The 14,061-nt window shown below is 72.1% G+C and carries 13 protein-coding genes; 5 read left to right on the plus strand and 8 right to left on the minus strand.

Features of this window, described 5'->3' with window-relative positions; translation table 11 throughout:
* Positions 1 to 5: 5 nt before the first annotated feature.
* Positions 6 to 716: a DsbA family oxidoreductase gene (locus WME73_RS07735; protein WP_437915266.1), complete on the minus strand. Its 711-nt coding sequence runs from the start codon at positions 714 to 716 to the stop codon at positions 6 to 8.
* Between the two features lie 214 nt (positions 717 to 930).
* On the opposite strand from WME73_RS07735, the gene WME73_RS07740 reads away from it, so the two are divergent.
* Together WME73_RS07740 and WME73_RS07745 are read left to right on the plus strand one after the other, a co-directional pair.
* The gene (locus WME73_RS07740; RefSeq protein ID WP_437744844.1) at positions 931 to 1,152 is read left to right on the plus strand and encodes a hypothetical protein; all 222 of its coding nucleotides are present in this window, start codon (positions 931 to 933) and stop codon (positions 1,150 to 1,152) included.
* A 132-nt stretch (positions 1,153 to 1,284) separates the two neighbouring features.
* Entirely contained in the window at positions 1,285 to 2,607 is a 1,323-nt protein-coding gene (locus WME73_RS07745; RefSeq protein ID WP_437915267.1) for a DUF6896 domain-containing protein, read from the plus strand.
* 57 nt (positions 2,608 to 2,664) lie between these two features.
* Here WME73_RS07745 and WME73_RS07750 read toward each other — a convergent pair whose 3' ends face one another.
* The 4 genes from WME73_RS07750 to WME73_RS07765 form a co-directional block, all read right to left on the minus strand.
* Positions 2,665 to 3,375 (minus strand): GNAT family N-acetyltransferase, encoded by a 711-nt coding sequence (locus tag WME73_RS07750; RefSeq protein ID WP_437915268.1) that lies wholly within the window; start codon positions 3,373 to 3,375, stop codon positions 2,665 to 2,667.
* A gap of 73 nt (positions 3,376 to 3,448) precedes the next feature.
* On the minus strand, positions 3,449 to 5,128 hold the full coding sequence (locus WME73_RS07755; RefSeq protein ID WP_437915269.1) for a rhomboid family intramembrane serine protease: 1,680 nt from the start codon (positions 5,126 to 5,128) through the stop codon (positions 3,449 to 3,451).
* Between the two features lie 155 nt (positions 5,129 to 5,283).
* On the minus strand, positions 5,284 to 6,933 hold the full coding sequence (locus tag WME73_RS07760) for a serine/threonine protein kinase (RefSeq protein ID WP_437915270.1): 1,650 nt from the start codon (positions 6,931 to 6,933) through the stop codon (positions 5,284 to 5,286).
* 273 nt (positions 6,934 to 7,206) lie between these two features.
* A complete protein-coding gene (locus tag WME73_RS07765; protein ID WP_437917366.1) occupies positions 7,207 to 7,980 on the minus strand; it encodes an endonuclease/exonuclease/phosphatase family protein in 774 nt (257 codons plus the stop codon).
* Between the two features lie 79 nt (positions 7,981 to 8,059).
* Between WME73_RS07765 and WME73_RS07770 the strand changes: the two genes are divergently transcribed.
* The 3 genes from WME73_RS07770 to WME73_RS07780 all read left to right on the plus strand — a co-directional run bounded on the left by WME73_RS07770 (position 8,060) and on the right by WME73_RS07780 (position 10,823).
* Positions 8,060 to 8,530: a GNAT family N-acetyltransferase gene (locus WME73_RS07770; RefSeq protein WP_437744849.1), complete on the plus strand. Its 471-nt coding sequence runs from the start codon at positions 8,060 to 8,062 to the stop codon at positions 8,528 to 8,530.
* A gap of 475 nt (positions 8,531 to 9,005) precedes the next feature.
* Positions 9,006 to 10,124, plus strand: a complete 1,119-nt coding sequence (locus WME73_RS07775) for a DUF4185 domain-containing protein (protein ID WP_437915271.1) — start codon at positions 9,006 to 9,008, stop codon at positions 10,122 to 10,124.
* A gap of 144 nt (positions 10,125 to 10,268) precedes the next feature.
* Positions 10,269 to 10,823, plus strand: coding sequence for a hypothetical protein (locus tag WME73_RS07780; RefSeq protein ID WP_437915272.1), 555 nt, complete (start codon positions 10,269 to 10,271; stop codon positions 10,821 to 10,823).
* Positions 10,824 to 10,844: 21 nt separating this feature from the next.
* Here WME73_RS07780 and WME73_RS07785 read toward each other — a convergent pair whose 3' ends face one another.
* From WME73_RS07785 to WME73_RS07795, 3 genes are all read right to left on the minus strand, one after another.
* Positions 10,845 to 11,420: a TetR/AcrR family transcriptional regulator gene (locus WME73_RS07785; RefSeq protein ID WP_437744853.1), complete on the minus strand. Its 576-nt coding sequence runs from the start codon at positions 11,418 to 11,420 to the stop codon at positions 10,845 to 10,847.
* 10 nt (positions 11,421 to 11,430) lie between these two features.
* Positions 11,431 to 12,045 (minus strand): sugar O-acetyltransferase, encoded by a 615-nt coding sequence (locus tag WME73_RS07790; protein WP_437915273.1) that lies wholly within the window; start codon positions 12,043 to 12,045, stop codon positions 11,431 to 11,433.
* A gap of 372 nt (positions 12,046 to 12,417) precedes the next feature.
* Positions 12,418 to 13,986 (minus strand): AbgT family transporter, encoded by a 1,569-nt coding sequence (locus tag WME73_RS07795; RefSeq protein WP_437915274.1) that lies wholly within the window; start codon positions 13,984 to 13,986, stop codon positions 12,418 to 12,420.
* Positions 13,987 to 14,061: the final 75 nt, after the last annotated feature.

Raw genomic sequence — 14,061 nt, forward strand, 5'->3', positions numbered from 1 at the left:
GCGGCTCACGCGCACCCGTCCGGGCCGCAGGCCGCCCCCTCGGCGAGCGCCTGCTCGGGCGCGTCCGCCGCCTCGTCCCACGTCTTCTGGAGCACGCCGAGGAGGGCCTCGGCCGGCTGCGCGCCGGAGACGCCGTACCGCCCGCCGAACGCGAAGAAGGGGACGCCCGTGATGCCGATCGCGCGCGCCTCGGCCTCGTCGGCCCGCACCTCGCGCGCGTGGGCGTCGCTCGCGAGCGCCGCGCGGACCTCGTCCGGGTCGAGCCCCGCCTCGCCGGCGAGGCGCGCGAGCACCTCGGGCTCGCCGATGGCCTCGCCCTCGGTCATGTAGCCGCGGAGCAGCCGCTCCTTCACCGCGTCCTGCACGCCGCGCTCGGCCGCGAGGTGGAGCACGCGGTGCGCGTCGAAGGTGTTGCCGGGCCGGACCTTGTCGAAGCGGAGATCGAGGCCGTCCGCCGCGCCCACCTCGGTCATCTGCCGGATCATCGTCTCGGCCTTGGCGACCGGCACGCCGTACTTCTTCGCGAGGCGCCCGGCGTAGGAGACCTCGGTGTCGAGCACGCGCTTCGCCGAGGGGTCGAGCTCGAACGCGCGCCAGACGACCTCGACGGCATCCCGGCGCGGGAACCTGGCGAGCGCGGCCTCCAGCCGGCGCTTGCCGACGTAGCACCACGGGCACGCGATGTCGGACCAGACATCGACACGGAGCTTCTTCATGGGGGTCAAGGTAGGGCGCCGCGGCGCCTCCGGCCAGGCGGCGTGCGTCGCGGGCGGGAGGCGCGCCGGCGCGGCGGTCGGGGAGGGGGTCGAGCTCGCCGGGGAGAAACGGAGCCCTCCCGTGTACGCCTGCCTGTGCGAGGCGGATACCTCCGCGGCAGCATCTGAGGTCTGGCGTAAGGGGTGAGTGGGAAATTGGATGAGGAGAGGCGTGATGGACATCGAGAGGCTCTTGGTCGATTTCTACAACGGTGCCCACATGCTCGATGTCGTCGCCGCGTGGGCTTATGCGGTCGGGAATCTCAAGCGGATCAACCAGCTGATCGAGCCGGGGTTGGACAGTGGCGAGGTGCGTCAAGCCGCTCAAGAGATACATGCTTTGGCTGAGCGATGCGCGCGAGCGTTGAAAGGAGGTGATGTGTCGCCAGCTGGATGAGCCTTGCCGCGCGAGTTCAGCCGCGTCACGAAGACACCTGTGCATCCCGTCCTTATTGCCGTTAGCTCCGCCCTAGCCGCGGGCCCGGTCGCCGCCGGTCCGCCTCCTGACCCGTGGCACGCGTGGCTGCTCGTGGCGCTCGCGCGGCAGGTCGATCGGCAGCGCTGGCTGGTACGGGTCCAGCGTGAGCGCCTCTCTCGTGCCTCCCGCCGTGGCGACGTACCGGGCATGCCGGGCTGGAAGTTTTACTTTCACGGCATCGGCCTCTGCCTGACCGCACCCGACGGCGAGACCATCGACGTCGATGATCACGGCGATGACGGCCTCACGATAGATCCTTGGTTCTTCACGCAGCGCATCCTGAGCCTCCCTTCCCCCGCGCTCCCCGAGCGGCGCCTGCTCGCATTCCTTCCGACCGCTGACGCCATGGCCGCCGCGATCGGCGAGCTCACCCGGGGGGGACTGCTCGTCCGCAACGAGCATCGGCACGTGTTCCGCGTCGTCCCTGAGATCGAGGAGAACGCCGGGGCGTTCGCCGCGATCGACTTCTCCGACGCGTCCCTCCGCGCTCGCTGGGCGGAGCACCTCGGCGATCACGAGCTGCTCGCCGCCGAGCGGCCCTCGGCGGCCGCCCAGGCGCGAGCCGCCGCGCAGCGCGACGCCTACAAGCGGTACTTGCTCGCGGGGATCGCGAACGAGGCGACGGCAAGCGCGTTCATCGAGCCCCTCGAGACAGTGCTCGAGCCGCCGGAGTTCGTCGATGTGTGCGCGGGGCTGATCGACGCGTCGGTGAACGCGACCTCTGGGCACGCGATCGAGCGGCTCGACGTACACCCGGACTACCCCGTCTGCCCAGCGGTAGCCAGGCTGCTCGCCCGCGCGGATCCGGCGCTGCATCATCCCTACGCCGTGCACGCCGCGGCCCGGTACCTGCTGCGCCGCGGGATCGAGCGCGATCGCGCGGTCGAGGTGGTGCTGGCGTTCGCGGGCGTCGAGGTCGTCGCGGGCTACCTGGGCAACCCGTTCCTCGGCGAGCTTGCCCTGCTGCTCCTCGAGCATGCGCCTCCGCACGCGCTCGCCGCGCTCCGCCGGGGGCTGCGATCGAGCACGCCCGCGGTCCGGACGGACGTCGCCGCGGCGCTCGCGGCGCTCGGCCAGGCGTGGTGCCTTCGAGAGCTCGTGCTCGCGCTGGACGACGCCGCCACGTTCGAGGAATCGGCCTCCGTGCGGGCCGCGCTCTCGTGGATCGGATCGGACGAGGCGCGCGCGGCGGTCGCGCACTGGACGCAGACCCACGTCCTGCGGACGACGGAGGGCCCGGGCTATCGATGGGAGGAGATCCAGGAGGCCTGTGCCGATGATTCTCTCGCGTACGAGATCGACGAACGTCGCGCCTGGGCCGACGCGACCCGACCGGGGATCGATCCGGACTTCGACCGCGTGGTGTGGGGATGAAACGCAGAACGCCGCGCACGCGATATCGATCCAAGGGCAGTCTCACGCAAGCCGCGATTACCCCCGCTCCTGGACTCCCATCAGCGCGGAGAGGCTCTGCCGCTGGCGTCCCGCGCCGTCGAAGTTCGATGGATCGAGCCAGCGCTCGAACGCCGCCTTCGCCGCCGGCCACTCCTTGTCGATGATCGCGTGCCACGCGGTGTCGCGGTTGCGCCCCTTGATCACCATGGCTTGCCGGAACACGCCTTCGAAGCGGAACCCGAGCCTCGCCGCCGCCGCCCGCGAGCCCGCGTTGAGCGCGTCGCACTTCCACTCGTAGCGCCGGTAGCCGAGCTCGTCGAACGCCCGCCGCATCATCAGGTACATCGTCTCCGTCGCCGCAGGCGTCCTCTGAAGGAGCGGCGAGTACCTGAGGTGTCCGACCTCGATCACGCCGCTCTTCGGGTCGATCCGCAGGTACGCCGCGACGCCGACCGCCCGTCCGGTCGCCGCGTCGATGATCGCATGGAACAGCGGATCATTTCCCAGGCACGTGGCGTCCATCCAGGCGCGGTAGTCCGAGAGGGTCGCGAAGGGCCCATAGGGCAGGTAGGTCCACCCTCGCCCTTCCGCGTCCGCGAGGTTGGCCGCATGGAGGTCCGCCGCGTGCTTTTCGGGGTCGAGCGGCTCGAGTCGGCACGTGCGCCCGAGCAGGATCTCGCGCGGCGGCAGCGGCCGCGGCGTCCAGCCGGGGAGGGGGTGGCCGATCGGCTGCATCAGAGAATTCATGTGCTCCACGGGATCGCTATCTCCACAAGGTGGTTCGCTCAGGGCGCCGGCCGCAGACGCCGCCCGCCGCGTGTTACTGCGCTCCGATCGTCGCCGCCACCTTCTCCTCGATCCCTTCCCACGTCGCCGGCCGATCCGCCGTCGAGTAGGCCTGGAGCATCACCTCGCGGTCCCCGAGCACGACGACGTAGCTCACCATCTGCACGCCGTTCTTGAGCCCGTTCTTGACGCTCACCGCCGGCCGCCCGCCCAGCGTGACGCGCGCCGCCGGGCCCTTCGTGACGGTGTTCGCCGGCCGTTGCTCGTCGAGCACCTTGCGCTCCTGCTCGAGGAGGGCGTCCAGCTGATCGGGCGGCACCGGGCCATCGAGCGGGAAGACGGCGACCTGGAACACGACGGGCGTCCGGGGCAGCTGGCCGTACGTGTGGAAGCGGACGCCGGACAGCTCCTCCACGGATGCGGCGCCCGCGAGCGCCTCCGGCAGGTCCAGGGCGACGCCCGTGTCCGCGACCGCGGTGCGCGTCAGCGCCGGCGGCGCGCGGAGCTCCCACGGGCGGCCGGCGGCGAACGCCATCGCCACGGACAGCGCCATCGCCGCGGCCGTCAGGGCGGCCGCTGCCGTGAGGAGGGGGCGCGGCCTCGGCTCGGCGTCCGCCGCGCGCTCGCGCCGGTCCACGGGCGTGAGGCCCCGGGGGAGGACCGTGACGACGAGCGCGAAGCCGACGACGCCGCCGCCCAGGTGCGCGAGAAGGTCGACGCCGGGCTGAAAGCTGTAGACGAGGTTGAGCCCGAGCGGCAGCCACGCGCGGCTGCGCATCTGCGCGATCATCGCGGGGGGCAGGAGCCCGTGCGGACGGAGCGCGACGCCGATGCCGGCCGTCATGAGGCCCCAGATCGCGCCCGACGCGCCGACGCTCCACCGGTCCTCCAGCATCGCGCTCGCGAGCGACCCGCCGAGCGCCGAGGCCCCGTAGAGCAGGAGGAAGCGCCGCGGGCCGAGGAGCGCCTCGAGCATCGGGCCGAAGGACCACAGCGCCAGCATGTTGACGAAGAGGTGGATCGGGTCGGCGTGCAGGAACGCCGAGGCGAGGAGCCGGTAGAGCTCCCCATGGCGCACCGCCTCGCCGCTGTTGGCGCCCATGCGCCACAGCGCCGCCTCGTGGGTGCCCGAGCCGAAGGCGTAGCTCACGGCGAGGAGCACGGCGCATGCGATCATGAGCGTCGCCGTGACGCGGCGGCTGCCCCTCAGCCGGTCGGCGATCGCGCGCTCCTGCTGCGCCAGCGCCTGCCCCTCGGCGAGCGCCTCGGCGAGCGCCTCGGGCTCGAGCGGGCCCGCCTCGGCGAGGCGCTCGTGGGCCCGCTCGAGGGCCGGAAGGGCCTGCCCCTTCACGCGCGCGAGCCCGCCCGCCGCGTCGAGGTGGTGGAAGCCCATCGGCACGGGCTGCACGAACGGCGCGACCTTGGCGAGCGCGGCCTGGCCTGGGGCAGCGCCGCCGCCCACCAGCACGACGTGCGTCGGCGGCCCGCCGGGCTGCACCGCCTTCACGAGCGGCTCGAGCAGGGCGTGGAGCTCGTCGGCCGACGGGTCCCCCGGCGCCGTGACGAGCGCGATCTGGAGGGGCGCCGACCTGCCCGCGAGGAACGCCAGGCCCGGGTCGCAGCGGAGCAGCACGAGGGCGTCCGGCCCGCGGAGCAGCGCGGCGAGCAGACGGTCGCGTCGAGCCGCCGCGTCGTACCCGGGCGCACGGTCCATGATCGGTAGATCCACCACGCTCGCTTCTCCTCCTGCTTCCTCCTCCTGCGAGAGGTCGCGCGGCGAGCGTAGCCGAAAGGCGGCGCGCGCAGGATCGCGGAGCGCGCCCGGCGAGCTGCCGCGCTCGTCCTGGGTCGGCGCGCCCGGCCTCCTCGCTAGGGCATGTGCGACGCCCGCGCCGCGTGCGCCGCCACCTCGCGGCGGAGGGCCTCCGTGACCCCCGGCAGCTCCCTGAGCCAGTCCCGCTTCGGGCGATTGCGCATCAGCCAGGCGACGGCGTCGTCCATGGTGCTGAACACCTCGTAACGAAGCCGCGAGCGGCTCAGCAGGATGAACTCGATGGCCACGTTGCGCACGAGCGACGCCTTGAAGCCGTGGCCCTCGAACACCAGCGCGGCGCACATCCCGTGGGCCGCGAGCTCCCTGGAGAGCTCCGCGAGCGAGCTCCGGACCTCCCGCCCCGCCGGGACGGTGTTCTCCTCGAGGATGACCAGCGTCGCCTGCAGCTCGCTGCCGCGCTCGCGCAGGATGCTCCGGACCTCGCTCACCGCAGCTGCCGTGGTGTGCCGGCGCCAGATCTGGAAGAGGAGGCCCTTCCAGGTGGCGACGCAGTGATCTTCATCCAGCGCGTGGAGGAAAGGCCTCGTCGCCCAGCTTCCCCCCTCGCTGCGCGGCGGCGGCGAGCTCGCGGGCGGCGCGGGATCGTCGTGGTCCCTGAGCGGCGGGGCCGCGAGCGTGCTGTTGAAGCAGGCGGCGACCGGGGCGGGCGGCCTCGCCGTGACCATGCCGGCCGGGGAGGCCTCGGGCGGAGGGAGCGAGCTGCGGCGACGCGCCGCCGCGGCGCCGAGCGACGCCTCCGGCGGCGGGAGCGAGGTGCGGCGACGCGACGCTGGCGCGGTCGACGCCGGCGCGGTCGGCGCCACGCGCGCGGCGCCGTCGAGGAGGCGCTCGAGGACAGGGCACATCGCGGACGCGCTGGTGAAGCGGGCGAGGGGGTCGCGCTCGACGCAGCGAGAGAACCAGGCGTCGAATCCGGCGAAGAAGGGCGGCAGTCCGAGCTCGCCCGCGCGCCGGCTCGCGGTGGGGATGGGCTCGAACAGGATTTCCCGGAGGAGCGACGGGACGTCTCGGCACTGCCAGAAGGGCTTGCCCGTGAGGGCGAAGAACGCGAGGAGCCCGTAGGCCCAGACGTCGCTCTGGGGGAGCGCCCCCTGGCTCTCGCGCGCTTGCTCGGGGGCCATCCAGAGGGGCGTGCCGACGGCGGCCGTCAGCGAGGCGCGCGCGTCGGCGATGATCTTGGCGATGCCGAAATCGAGGAGCTTGACCCGCGGCGCGGCGCCGCCGCCGGCTTCCTCGAGAAAGACGTTCTCGGGCTTGAGATCGCGGTGAACGATGCCCGCGCCGTGCGCGTCCTCGAGCGCGCGCCCCAGCTGCCCGAGGACGCGGCGCGCCTCCGCGAGCGGGAGCGGGCCTGCCCGCGCGACGCAGGCCGAGAGGGTCTCGCCCTGGAGGAGCTCCATCGCGAGGTAGGGCAGGCCCGTCACGCCGTCGACGCCGGCGATCAGCACCTCGACGATGTGCGGCGACCCGATGAGCCCAGGAGCTCGCGCCTCTCGCTCGAAGCGGCGGCGCTCCTCGGGGTCGACGGCGCGCACCGGGTGCATGACCTTCACGGCGCGCTGGCGCGCGGTGCTGTGCTGGCGGCAGAGATAGACGCTGCCCATGCCGCCCGAGCCGAGCGGGCGCACGACCTCGAAGTCGCCGCCGATGATGCTGCCAGCTTGCAGGCCGTAGGGTGAATCCATGGCGCGGACCGAAGCGTTTGCGTACCGGAGCCCCCCGCGCGGGTCGCGCGCGATGCCGCCGATTCAATCATGTTGTCGGCCGCTGGCGAGCCGAAGACATCGCATCGTGTGCTGTTCCAGTGGCGTCGTCCCGGTCCGACCCGGTCACACCGGCGCTCCGTCCGTTGCTCGGGCGCTGCCGCCACCGCGCTCGCCGTGAGGATTGCTGAGCGAACGGTGCTTCGCTGTTGCAGTTGCAGAGGCGTGGACGGATCCGCCGCGCGGCGCGCGGTGTCAGGAGAGCTCGGCGATGACCGCGTGGTGGTCGGACGCGGCGCCGACGTCGATGACGTCGGCCAGCGCGAGCCGGCCGGCGAGCCGCGGCGATAGCAGCACGTAGTCGGTCCGCGTCTCCACCTGCGCGCCGTCGCGCCCGCGCAGCGCGGTGAACCAGCGCGACGAGCGCGGCCTCAGGAGCAGGGCGTCGGCCCAGCCGAACGCCTCGATCGAATCCATCGTGTCGAACCGCGGCGGGCTGCCGTACTTCTCGATGCCGGCCGCCGCGAGGCGCGCGCCGAGGTCCGCGGGGTAGGGGTCGCGGCGCGACAGCGCGTTGAGGTCGCCGGCGAGCGCCCAGAGGCCCGCGGCGAACCGGGCGGGCGGCACGAGGGAGAGCAGCCAGCGGGCCTCGGTGAGCCGGCGATCCTCGCTTCCGGCGTTGAGGTGGGTGCCGAGCACCACGAGCGGCTCGCCGCCCAGCGAGAGCTCGACCTCGACAAGGCAGTGCGCCAGCGCCTCGGGCGCGTGCACGCGCGCGCCGGCGAGCGGCGCCCGGCTGACGACGGCGACGTGGTTGCGCCTCCCGTTCGGGCGCGGGTTGGCGTTGCCCAGGACGGCGTGCCGCTCGCCGGCGGGCGCGCCGATCGCCTCGGCGACGGCCCGGAGCCGGGCGCCGTCCTCCCAGCCCACGCACTCCTGGAGGACGAGCAGATCGGGGCGCGCGGCGGCGACGATCGCGAGGATCGCCTCGAACCGATCCTCGCCGCCGAAGAGGATGTTGAAGGTCATGATCTTCACGGTCCGATCAGGCTAGCTCCTCCGAGGCCGGGGCGTGTGCGCGGAGCAGTCAAAAGGCGCGCTGAACCGGGTGGACGCAGCGCCCGAGACGGCGCACGAAGCGGGCATGGCCGGCGACGTCCTCCCGATCCGCAGCGACTCGCCGCTCTACGCCGCCGCGCTCCGCCTCCGGCGCGAGGTCTTCGTCGTCGAGCAGTCCGTGCCCGAGGACATCGAGATCGACGAGCTCGATGCCGTCGCGCAACACTTCGTGGTCCTCGACGGCGGCGAGGTCGTCGCGACGATGCGGATCGTGCCGTACGAGGGCGCGCTCAAGGTCGGCCGCGTCGCCGTCAGGAAAGACCTTCGCGGCGCGGGCCTCGGGCGGCGGCTGATGGAGGAGGCGATCCGCGTCGCCGGGGCCGAGGGCGCGCGCGCGCTGGTCCTGAACGCCCAGGTCGCTGCAGCGGCGTTCTATCGCAAGCTCGGCTTCGTCGAGGAGGGGCCGATCTTCGACGAGGCGGGGATCCCGCACACGAAGATGGTCCGGCGGATGGCCTGAGCCCGCGGGCGCTGGGGACCCCCTCCGGGTGGTGCTGGCGCAGGCGGGTTGCTCGCTGTCTCTGCGCGTCGAGCGCGAGATCCTCGGTTGCTGGGACGCGCTGCGGATCGAGCAGGTGGTGACGAACCTCGTGTCCAATGCGCTGAAGTAGGGTGCGAGCGCCCCCGTCGAGCTCAGCGCCCAGCGGCGCGGGGACACGGCCGTGATCGCGGTGCGCGATCCAGTCGTCGAGGACGATGTCGAGCGGAGTGCCAAGCTGGTCGACCTGCTCGACAAGCCGTCGATTCCTTGAAGAAGCCTCTCCAGATCGACAGGCTGCTCCGCATCGTCGACCGGTCCCGCTCGTAGCCCGCCCCTCCCTCTCCGCCGCTCGGCCTCACGAGAGGCTCTCCGGTGTACGAGAAAAGTCGAGCCCTCGAAGGCAGAAATCGGCTCCGACGAGCTGCGCCGTCCGCTGTCGTGGGATGATGGCGTCATGCGCTCCACACGCCGATCCCTCACGCTCTCCCGTTGTGTCCCCATCGTCCTCGCGCACCTGGTCGTCGCGGCGTGTGGCGGGGAGCCGGGCCCAGGCGTCGAGTCTGCCGAGGAGATCGGCGTCATCGAAAAGAGCTCATGGATCGAAGGGCGCGACGGTGGGGACAGCGCTGTCGCGTGGGGCAAGTCGGTCTGGGTCTATGGCGATACCGTTCTCACGCAGGCTGACGAGGCCGGGACGAACTGGCACCATAACTCGTTCGACATCTCGGACGATCTCGACGCGTCCGACGGCATCGGTGGCTTCTCCTCGCCGGCCGACGGCGTGGGGGCGCCGGGGTACTTCATCGCGCCCACCGCGGACGAGCAGGCGTTCAACGACGCTCACGCCGGCGATGACTGCGCCGAGGCGCCGTGCGGCGCTCGCTGGGCCGTGTGGCCCGGGGCGCCGGTGTTCGATCCGGCGCGCGACCGCGCTTTGATCCCGTATGGCCTCATCTATGCGGAGCCGGGCGACTTCAACTTCCGCGGCGTGGGCCAGTCGTTCGCGATCTGGGAGGGCCTCGACGAGGCGCCGGAGCGGCCGATCGTGGACGCGAGCGCGGAGCACCCCGACCTTCTCTTCGGGGAAGGCGAGCCAGGCTGGGGTGCCGCGCTGGTCGCCCACGGCGACGACCTGTACACCTTCGCGTGCGACGGCAGTCTGTCCAAGCCGTGCCGCCTCGCGCGCGTGCCGCTCGAGACGCCCGTCGACCGAGGTGCCTTCCGCTACTTCGATGGCGATGGCTGGAGCGACGACGCCGGGGAGGCCGCAGAGCTGTTCGACGGCGCGCCCATCATGTCCGTCTCGTACTGTGAGCACCTCGGGGCGTGGCTCGCGGTCTACTCGCCCCCGTTCGACCACCGGATCGTGGCGCGCACCGCCCCGGACCTCACCGGCCCTTGGTCGGACGAGTCCACCCTCTATACGGCCCCCGAGGAGCGCGCGCCGTACGACTCGGTTCATCACGCAGAGTACGAGGAGGACGGCGGCCGGGTGCAGTACATCACGTACTCGCGGCCGACGAGCGGCTGGTTCGGGTCGGAGTTCGCGCTCGTCCGCGTCGTGCTGAAGTGACCGGCGAGCGCTCGCCGCCGCTCGTCGCCCCCTGCCGCAGGCGGCCGAACGGATGCGGCGCGACGCGCGTTCTGCTCTGCATGACGAGGTTGGCGACGCCGTCTACGTTCGGTTAGCGATCGACCTACTTCGGAGGGGATGACCATGACGGCAAGAGCTTGGCTGGTGGCGCTCGCGATGTTCACGGCTGCCGGGTGCGGGAGCGACGGGGGAGAGACAGGGAGCGCGACGTGCACGGGTGCAGGATGTGCGTGCAGCGGGTTCGACTGTGAGTGCGTGGCGGGCGCCGATTGCAAGACCGAGTGCGGTTCGACGTCGTGCTCGCTCGATTGCACGACGGACGCCAAGTGCAACGGCAGCAGCGAAGGCGCGCTCACGCTCCAGTGCATCGACGCGAGCGAGTGCAAGGGCAACGGCGGCGACGGCAGCGTGATCACGTGCACGGAGCAGTCGAACTGCGACCTGAAGGCGGATGGTGGATCCACGGCGGTCTGTCGAGATCAGGCCACGTGCAAGTTCAACCTGGGCGCCGGCGCCACGATCCGGTGTGAGGACGAGAGTCACTGCGATCTCAAGTGCGACGTCGATTGCGTTGCGACGTGCGCCGAGACGGCGGAGTGCAAGGTGAGCTGCGGCGCTGAGAGCACGCCCGGCGTGACGTGTCCAGACGGACGGCTGGTATGCGGCATGGACTGCTGAGGAGCAATCTCCTGCGGGCGCTCAGCGCGTGAAGCGGCGGATGGCGTGCCGGATCTGCTCGGGCGCCATGGGATCCGTCGATAGGGCGCTGTGCAGCACGAGGCCCTCGATCAGCGCGTCGAGCTCCCGCGCGGTCACCGGGTCGAAGTGGAGCTCCAGCGCGCGCCGGCTCCGCAGCATCCAGGCCTGGGTGACGGCGCGCAGCGCGGGCCTCCGGGCGGCGGCGACGTAGAGCTCGACGCTGAGCACCAGGTCGCGCTCCGAGCCGAGCAGGGCCGTGGTGAGGTGCTCGACGAGGAGCTCGACCGCGGCCCCGCGGTCGCACGCGGCGCGCATCTGCTCCTCGAAGCGGGTAGCCATGTCGTCCGCGTGCCGGGTGAACGCCGCGGCGAGCAGCTCGTCGATCGAGGCGAAGTGGTACGTGGTCGAGCCGAGCGGCACGTCGGCGGCCCGGGCGATCGAGCGGTGGGACGCGCCGGCGACGCCCTGCTCGGCGATCACGTCGAGCGCGGTCGCCAGGAGCCGCTCCCGGCGCCCTGGGTCGTGGCGGCGGGCCCGCCGCGCGGGGGCGGCGCGCCTCGCCCTGGCGGCGCTCATCGCGCCTCCGTCACCCTCGCGCCTCGCCCGGCGCCTGCGCGGCCCCCGCGGCGTCGAGGGCGCGGATCACGCGGGCGGGGTTCCCGACCGCGACCACGTTGGCCGGCAGGTCGCGCGTCACGACGGAGCCCGCGCCGACCACGGTGTTGTCGCCGATCGTCACCCCCGGAAGCACGATGGCGCCGCCGCCGAGCCACACGTTGTTCCCGATCGTGATGGGCTTCGCGGCCTCCCATTTCTGCCGCCGGGGCTCGGGCTCCACCGGGTGGGTCGGCGTCAGCAGCTGCACGTTCGGGCCGATCTGCACGTCGTCGCCGATCGTGATCGGCGCGACGTCGAGCGCGACCAGCCCGAAGTTCGCGAAGCAGCGCGCCCCGAGGGTGATGCGCGAGCCGTAGTCCACGTAGAACGGCGGGCGGATCTCGGTGCCCTCGCCGATCGCGCCGAGCAGCTGCTCCAGCAAGCGGCGGCGCAGCGGGCGCTGCCGTGGCGACGTCGCGTTGTAGGCCGCCATGAGATCGAGCGCTGCCGCGCTCTGCTCGGCGATCTCGGGATCGTCGGCGATGTAGAGGTCGCCAGCGAGCATCCGCTCGCGCATGGACCGGAGATCGGGAGGGGTCGACATATGGACGAGTGTACACTCGATAGGAACGGATGTCCACATCGGCGGCCGGGACGAACGCGTCGGCGTTCAGGCGAGGAGCGCGAGCGCAGCCAGCCAGCCTGCGCCTGCCTGCCGAACGACGCTGCAGCGATGTTCCATCAAACCATGTGCGCAGGACACGCCGGTGGGCGCGGCGCTCGCTCACACGACTTTGCCTGCAGGCCATTCCGGTGCCCGAGGCGGAGTGCCGGCAGCAAAACGGCCCCTCCTGTTTCTATGGCGATTGCGAAGGCGGCCAGCGCACGGTCGCGACCTGCCTGGCATCGGGGTGGACGCTCGAAGGACGTCGCTCCAGGGCGGGCTCGTGCGCGGCCGCCCCGGAGAGGTCGATTATCAGGGGTAGACATAGGGCGCGTCCAGCCCGAGCGGGAAGCCGAGTTGCCAGTACGCGAGAAGGAACAGCGTCCAGGCGACGAGGAAGGTCACCGAGTAAGGGACCATCAGCGCGACGAGCGTGCCGATCCCCGTACCCTTCACGTACTTCTGGCAGAAGACCACCACGAGCGGGAAATACACCATCAGCGGTGAGATGATGTTCGTCGTCGAATCCCCGATCCGGTACGCCGCCTGCGTGAGCTCCGGCGAGATGCCGAGCGACATGAGCATGGGCACGAGGATCGGGGCGAGCAGCGCCCATTTCGCCGACGCGGATCCGATGAGGACGTTGGTGAGCGCCGTGAGCAGGATGGCGCCCACGATGGTCACCGCGCTCGGGAGCGCCATCGCCTGCAGCCCCGCGGCGCCCTTCAGCGCGAGGAGCGCGCCGAGGTTCGAGCGGTTGAAGAGGTAGATGAACTGCGCGGCGAAGAAGGCCATGACCAGGTAATAGGCCATCGTGCTCATCGTCTTGCTCATGCCGTCGACGACGTCGCGGTGGCTCGTGAACGTGCCGGCCGCGTAGCCGTAGACGAGCCCGGGGACGAGGAAGAAGAGGAAGATGAGCGGCACGATCGCGCCCATGAGCGGCGCGCCGCTGACCGTGAGCTGCCCGCTCGGCGCGCGCAGCGGCGACGAGGCCGGCGCGCTCGCCGCGACCAGCAGCGCGACGCTGGCCGCCATCGACGCGAGGGCCAGCCAGAGCGCGCGCGCCTCGCGCGGCGCGAGCGCCGCCGTCATGCGCTGCTCCGCCTCGGGCGCGGCGTCCACGGGCGTCCGGGCGACGCGCGGCTCGATCACGCGGTCGGTGATGTACCAGCCGGCCGCGACGATCACGAGGCAGGAGGCGCTGCAGAAGAACCAGTTGCAGAGCGGGTTCACGGTGCGCTTCGGGTCGAGGATGCTCGCGCCGGCCTGCGTGAGGCCCTGCAGCAGCGGGTCGAGGCTCGACGGGATGAAGTTCGCGCTGAAGCCGCCCGACACGCCCGCGAACGCCGCGGAGATGCCCGCGAGCGGGTGCCGGCCGGCGGCCTGGAAGATGACGCCGCCGAGCGGGATGACGAGCACGTACCCCGCGTCCGCCGCGGTGTGGCTCGCGATGGCCACGAGGATCAGCATCGGCGTGAGCAGCACCCTCGGCGTGACCGCGAGGACCTTCTTCAGGCCGGCGTTGATGAACCCCGAGCGCTCGGCGATGCCGACCCCGAGCAGGGCCACGAGCACAACGCCGAGCGGCGGGAAGCCCGTGAAGGTCTGCACCATGGTCGAGAGGAACTCGGTGATGGCCTTGCCCGAGAGCTGGCTGTGGACTACGAGCGGCTGCTTCGTGCGCGGGTCGATCTCGCTGAACTGGAGCGTCGCGAGCGCCGCGGAGAGGACCACGACCACGGCGGCCAGCAGGACGAAGAGCACCGCCGGATCAGGCAGCTTGTTGCCGGCGCGCTCCAGCGCGTCGAGGACGCGGCTCGCCCCGCGGCGCTCGGCGCGGGGCAGGGGAGGGGACTGCTCGGGTTGCTCGCTGGACATGCGCTCATCTTAGAGCGATCACCCCGCGGAGCGTGACGCGCCGAGCCCTGATCGGCCGATCGTGCCGGCGCCGGT

Origin of the sequence: Sorangium sp. So ce302, assembly GCF_051530145.1 — a bacterium.
In the GTDB taxonomy this organism is placed as follows: domain Bacteria; phylum Myxococcota_A; class Polyangia; order Polyangiales; family Polyangiaceae; genus Sorangium; species Sorangium cellulosum_B.

Coding starts and splice junctions, on each gene's coding strand:
- WME73_RS07740 (WP_437744844.1), top strand. CDS start 931: ATGGACATCGAGAGGCTCTTGGTCGATTTCTACAACGGTGCCCACATG.
- WME73_RS07760 (WP_437915270.1), bottom strand. CDS start 6,933: ATGGATTCACCCTACGGCCTGCAAGCTGGCAGCATCATCGGCGGCGAC.
- WME73_RS07765 (WP_437917366.1), bottom strand. CDS start 7,980: ATGACCTTCAACATCCTCTTCGGCGGCGAGGATCGGTTCGAGGCGATC.
- WME73_RS07755 (WP_437915269.1), bottom strand. CDS start 5,128: ATGGACCGTGCGCCCGGGTACGACGCGGCGGCTCGACGCGACCGTCTG.
- WME73_RS07790 (WP_437915273.1), bottom strand. CDS start 12,045: ATGTCGACCCCTCCCGATCTCCGGTCCATGCGCGAGCGGATGCTCGCT.
- WME73_RS07795 (WP_437915274.1), bottom strand. CDS start 13,986: ATGTCCAGCGAGCAACCCGAGCAGTCCCCTCCCCTGCCCCGCGCCGAG.
- WME73_RS07785 (WP_437744853.1), bottom strand. CDS start 11,420: ATGAGCGCCGCCAGGGCGAGGCGCGCCGCCCCCGCGCGGCGGGCCCGC.
- WME73_RS07780 (WP_437915272.1), top strand. CDS start 10,269: ATGACGGCAAGAGCTTGGCTGGTGGCGCTCGCGATGTTCACGGCTGCC.
- WME73_RS07750 (WP_437915268.1), bottom strand. CDS start 3,375: ATGAATTCTCTGATGCAGCCGATCGGCCACCCCCTCCCCGGCTGGACG.
- WME73_RS07735 (WP_437915266.1), bottom strand. CDS start 716: ATGAAGAAGCTCCGTGTCGATGTCTGGTCCGACATCGCGTGCCCGTGG.
- WME73_RS07775 (WP_437915271.1), top strand. CDS start 9,006: ATGCGCTCCACACGCCGATCCCTCACGCTCTCCCGTTGTGTCCCCATC.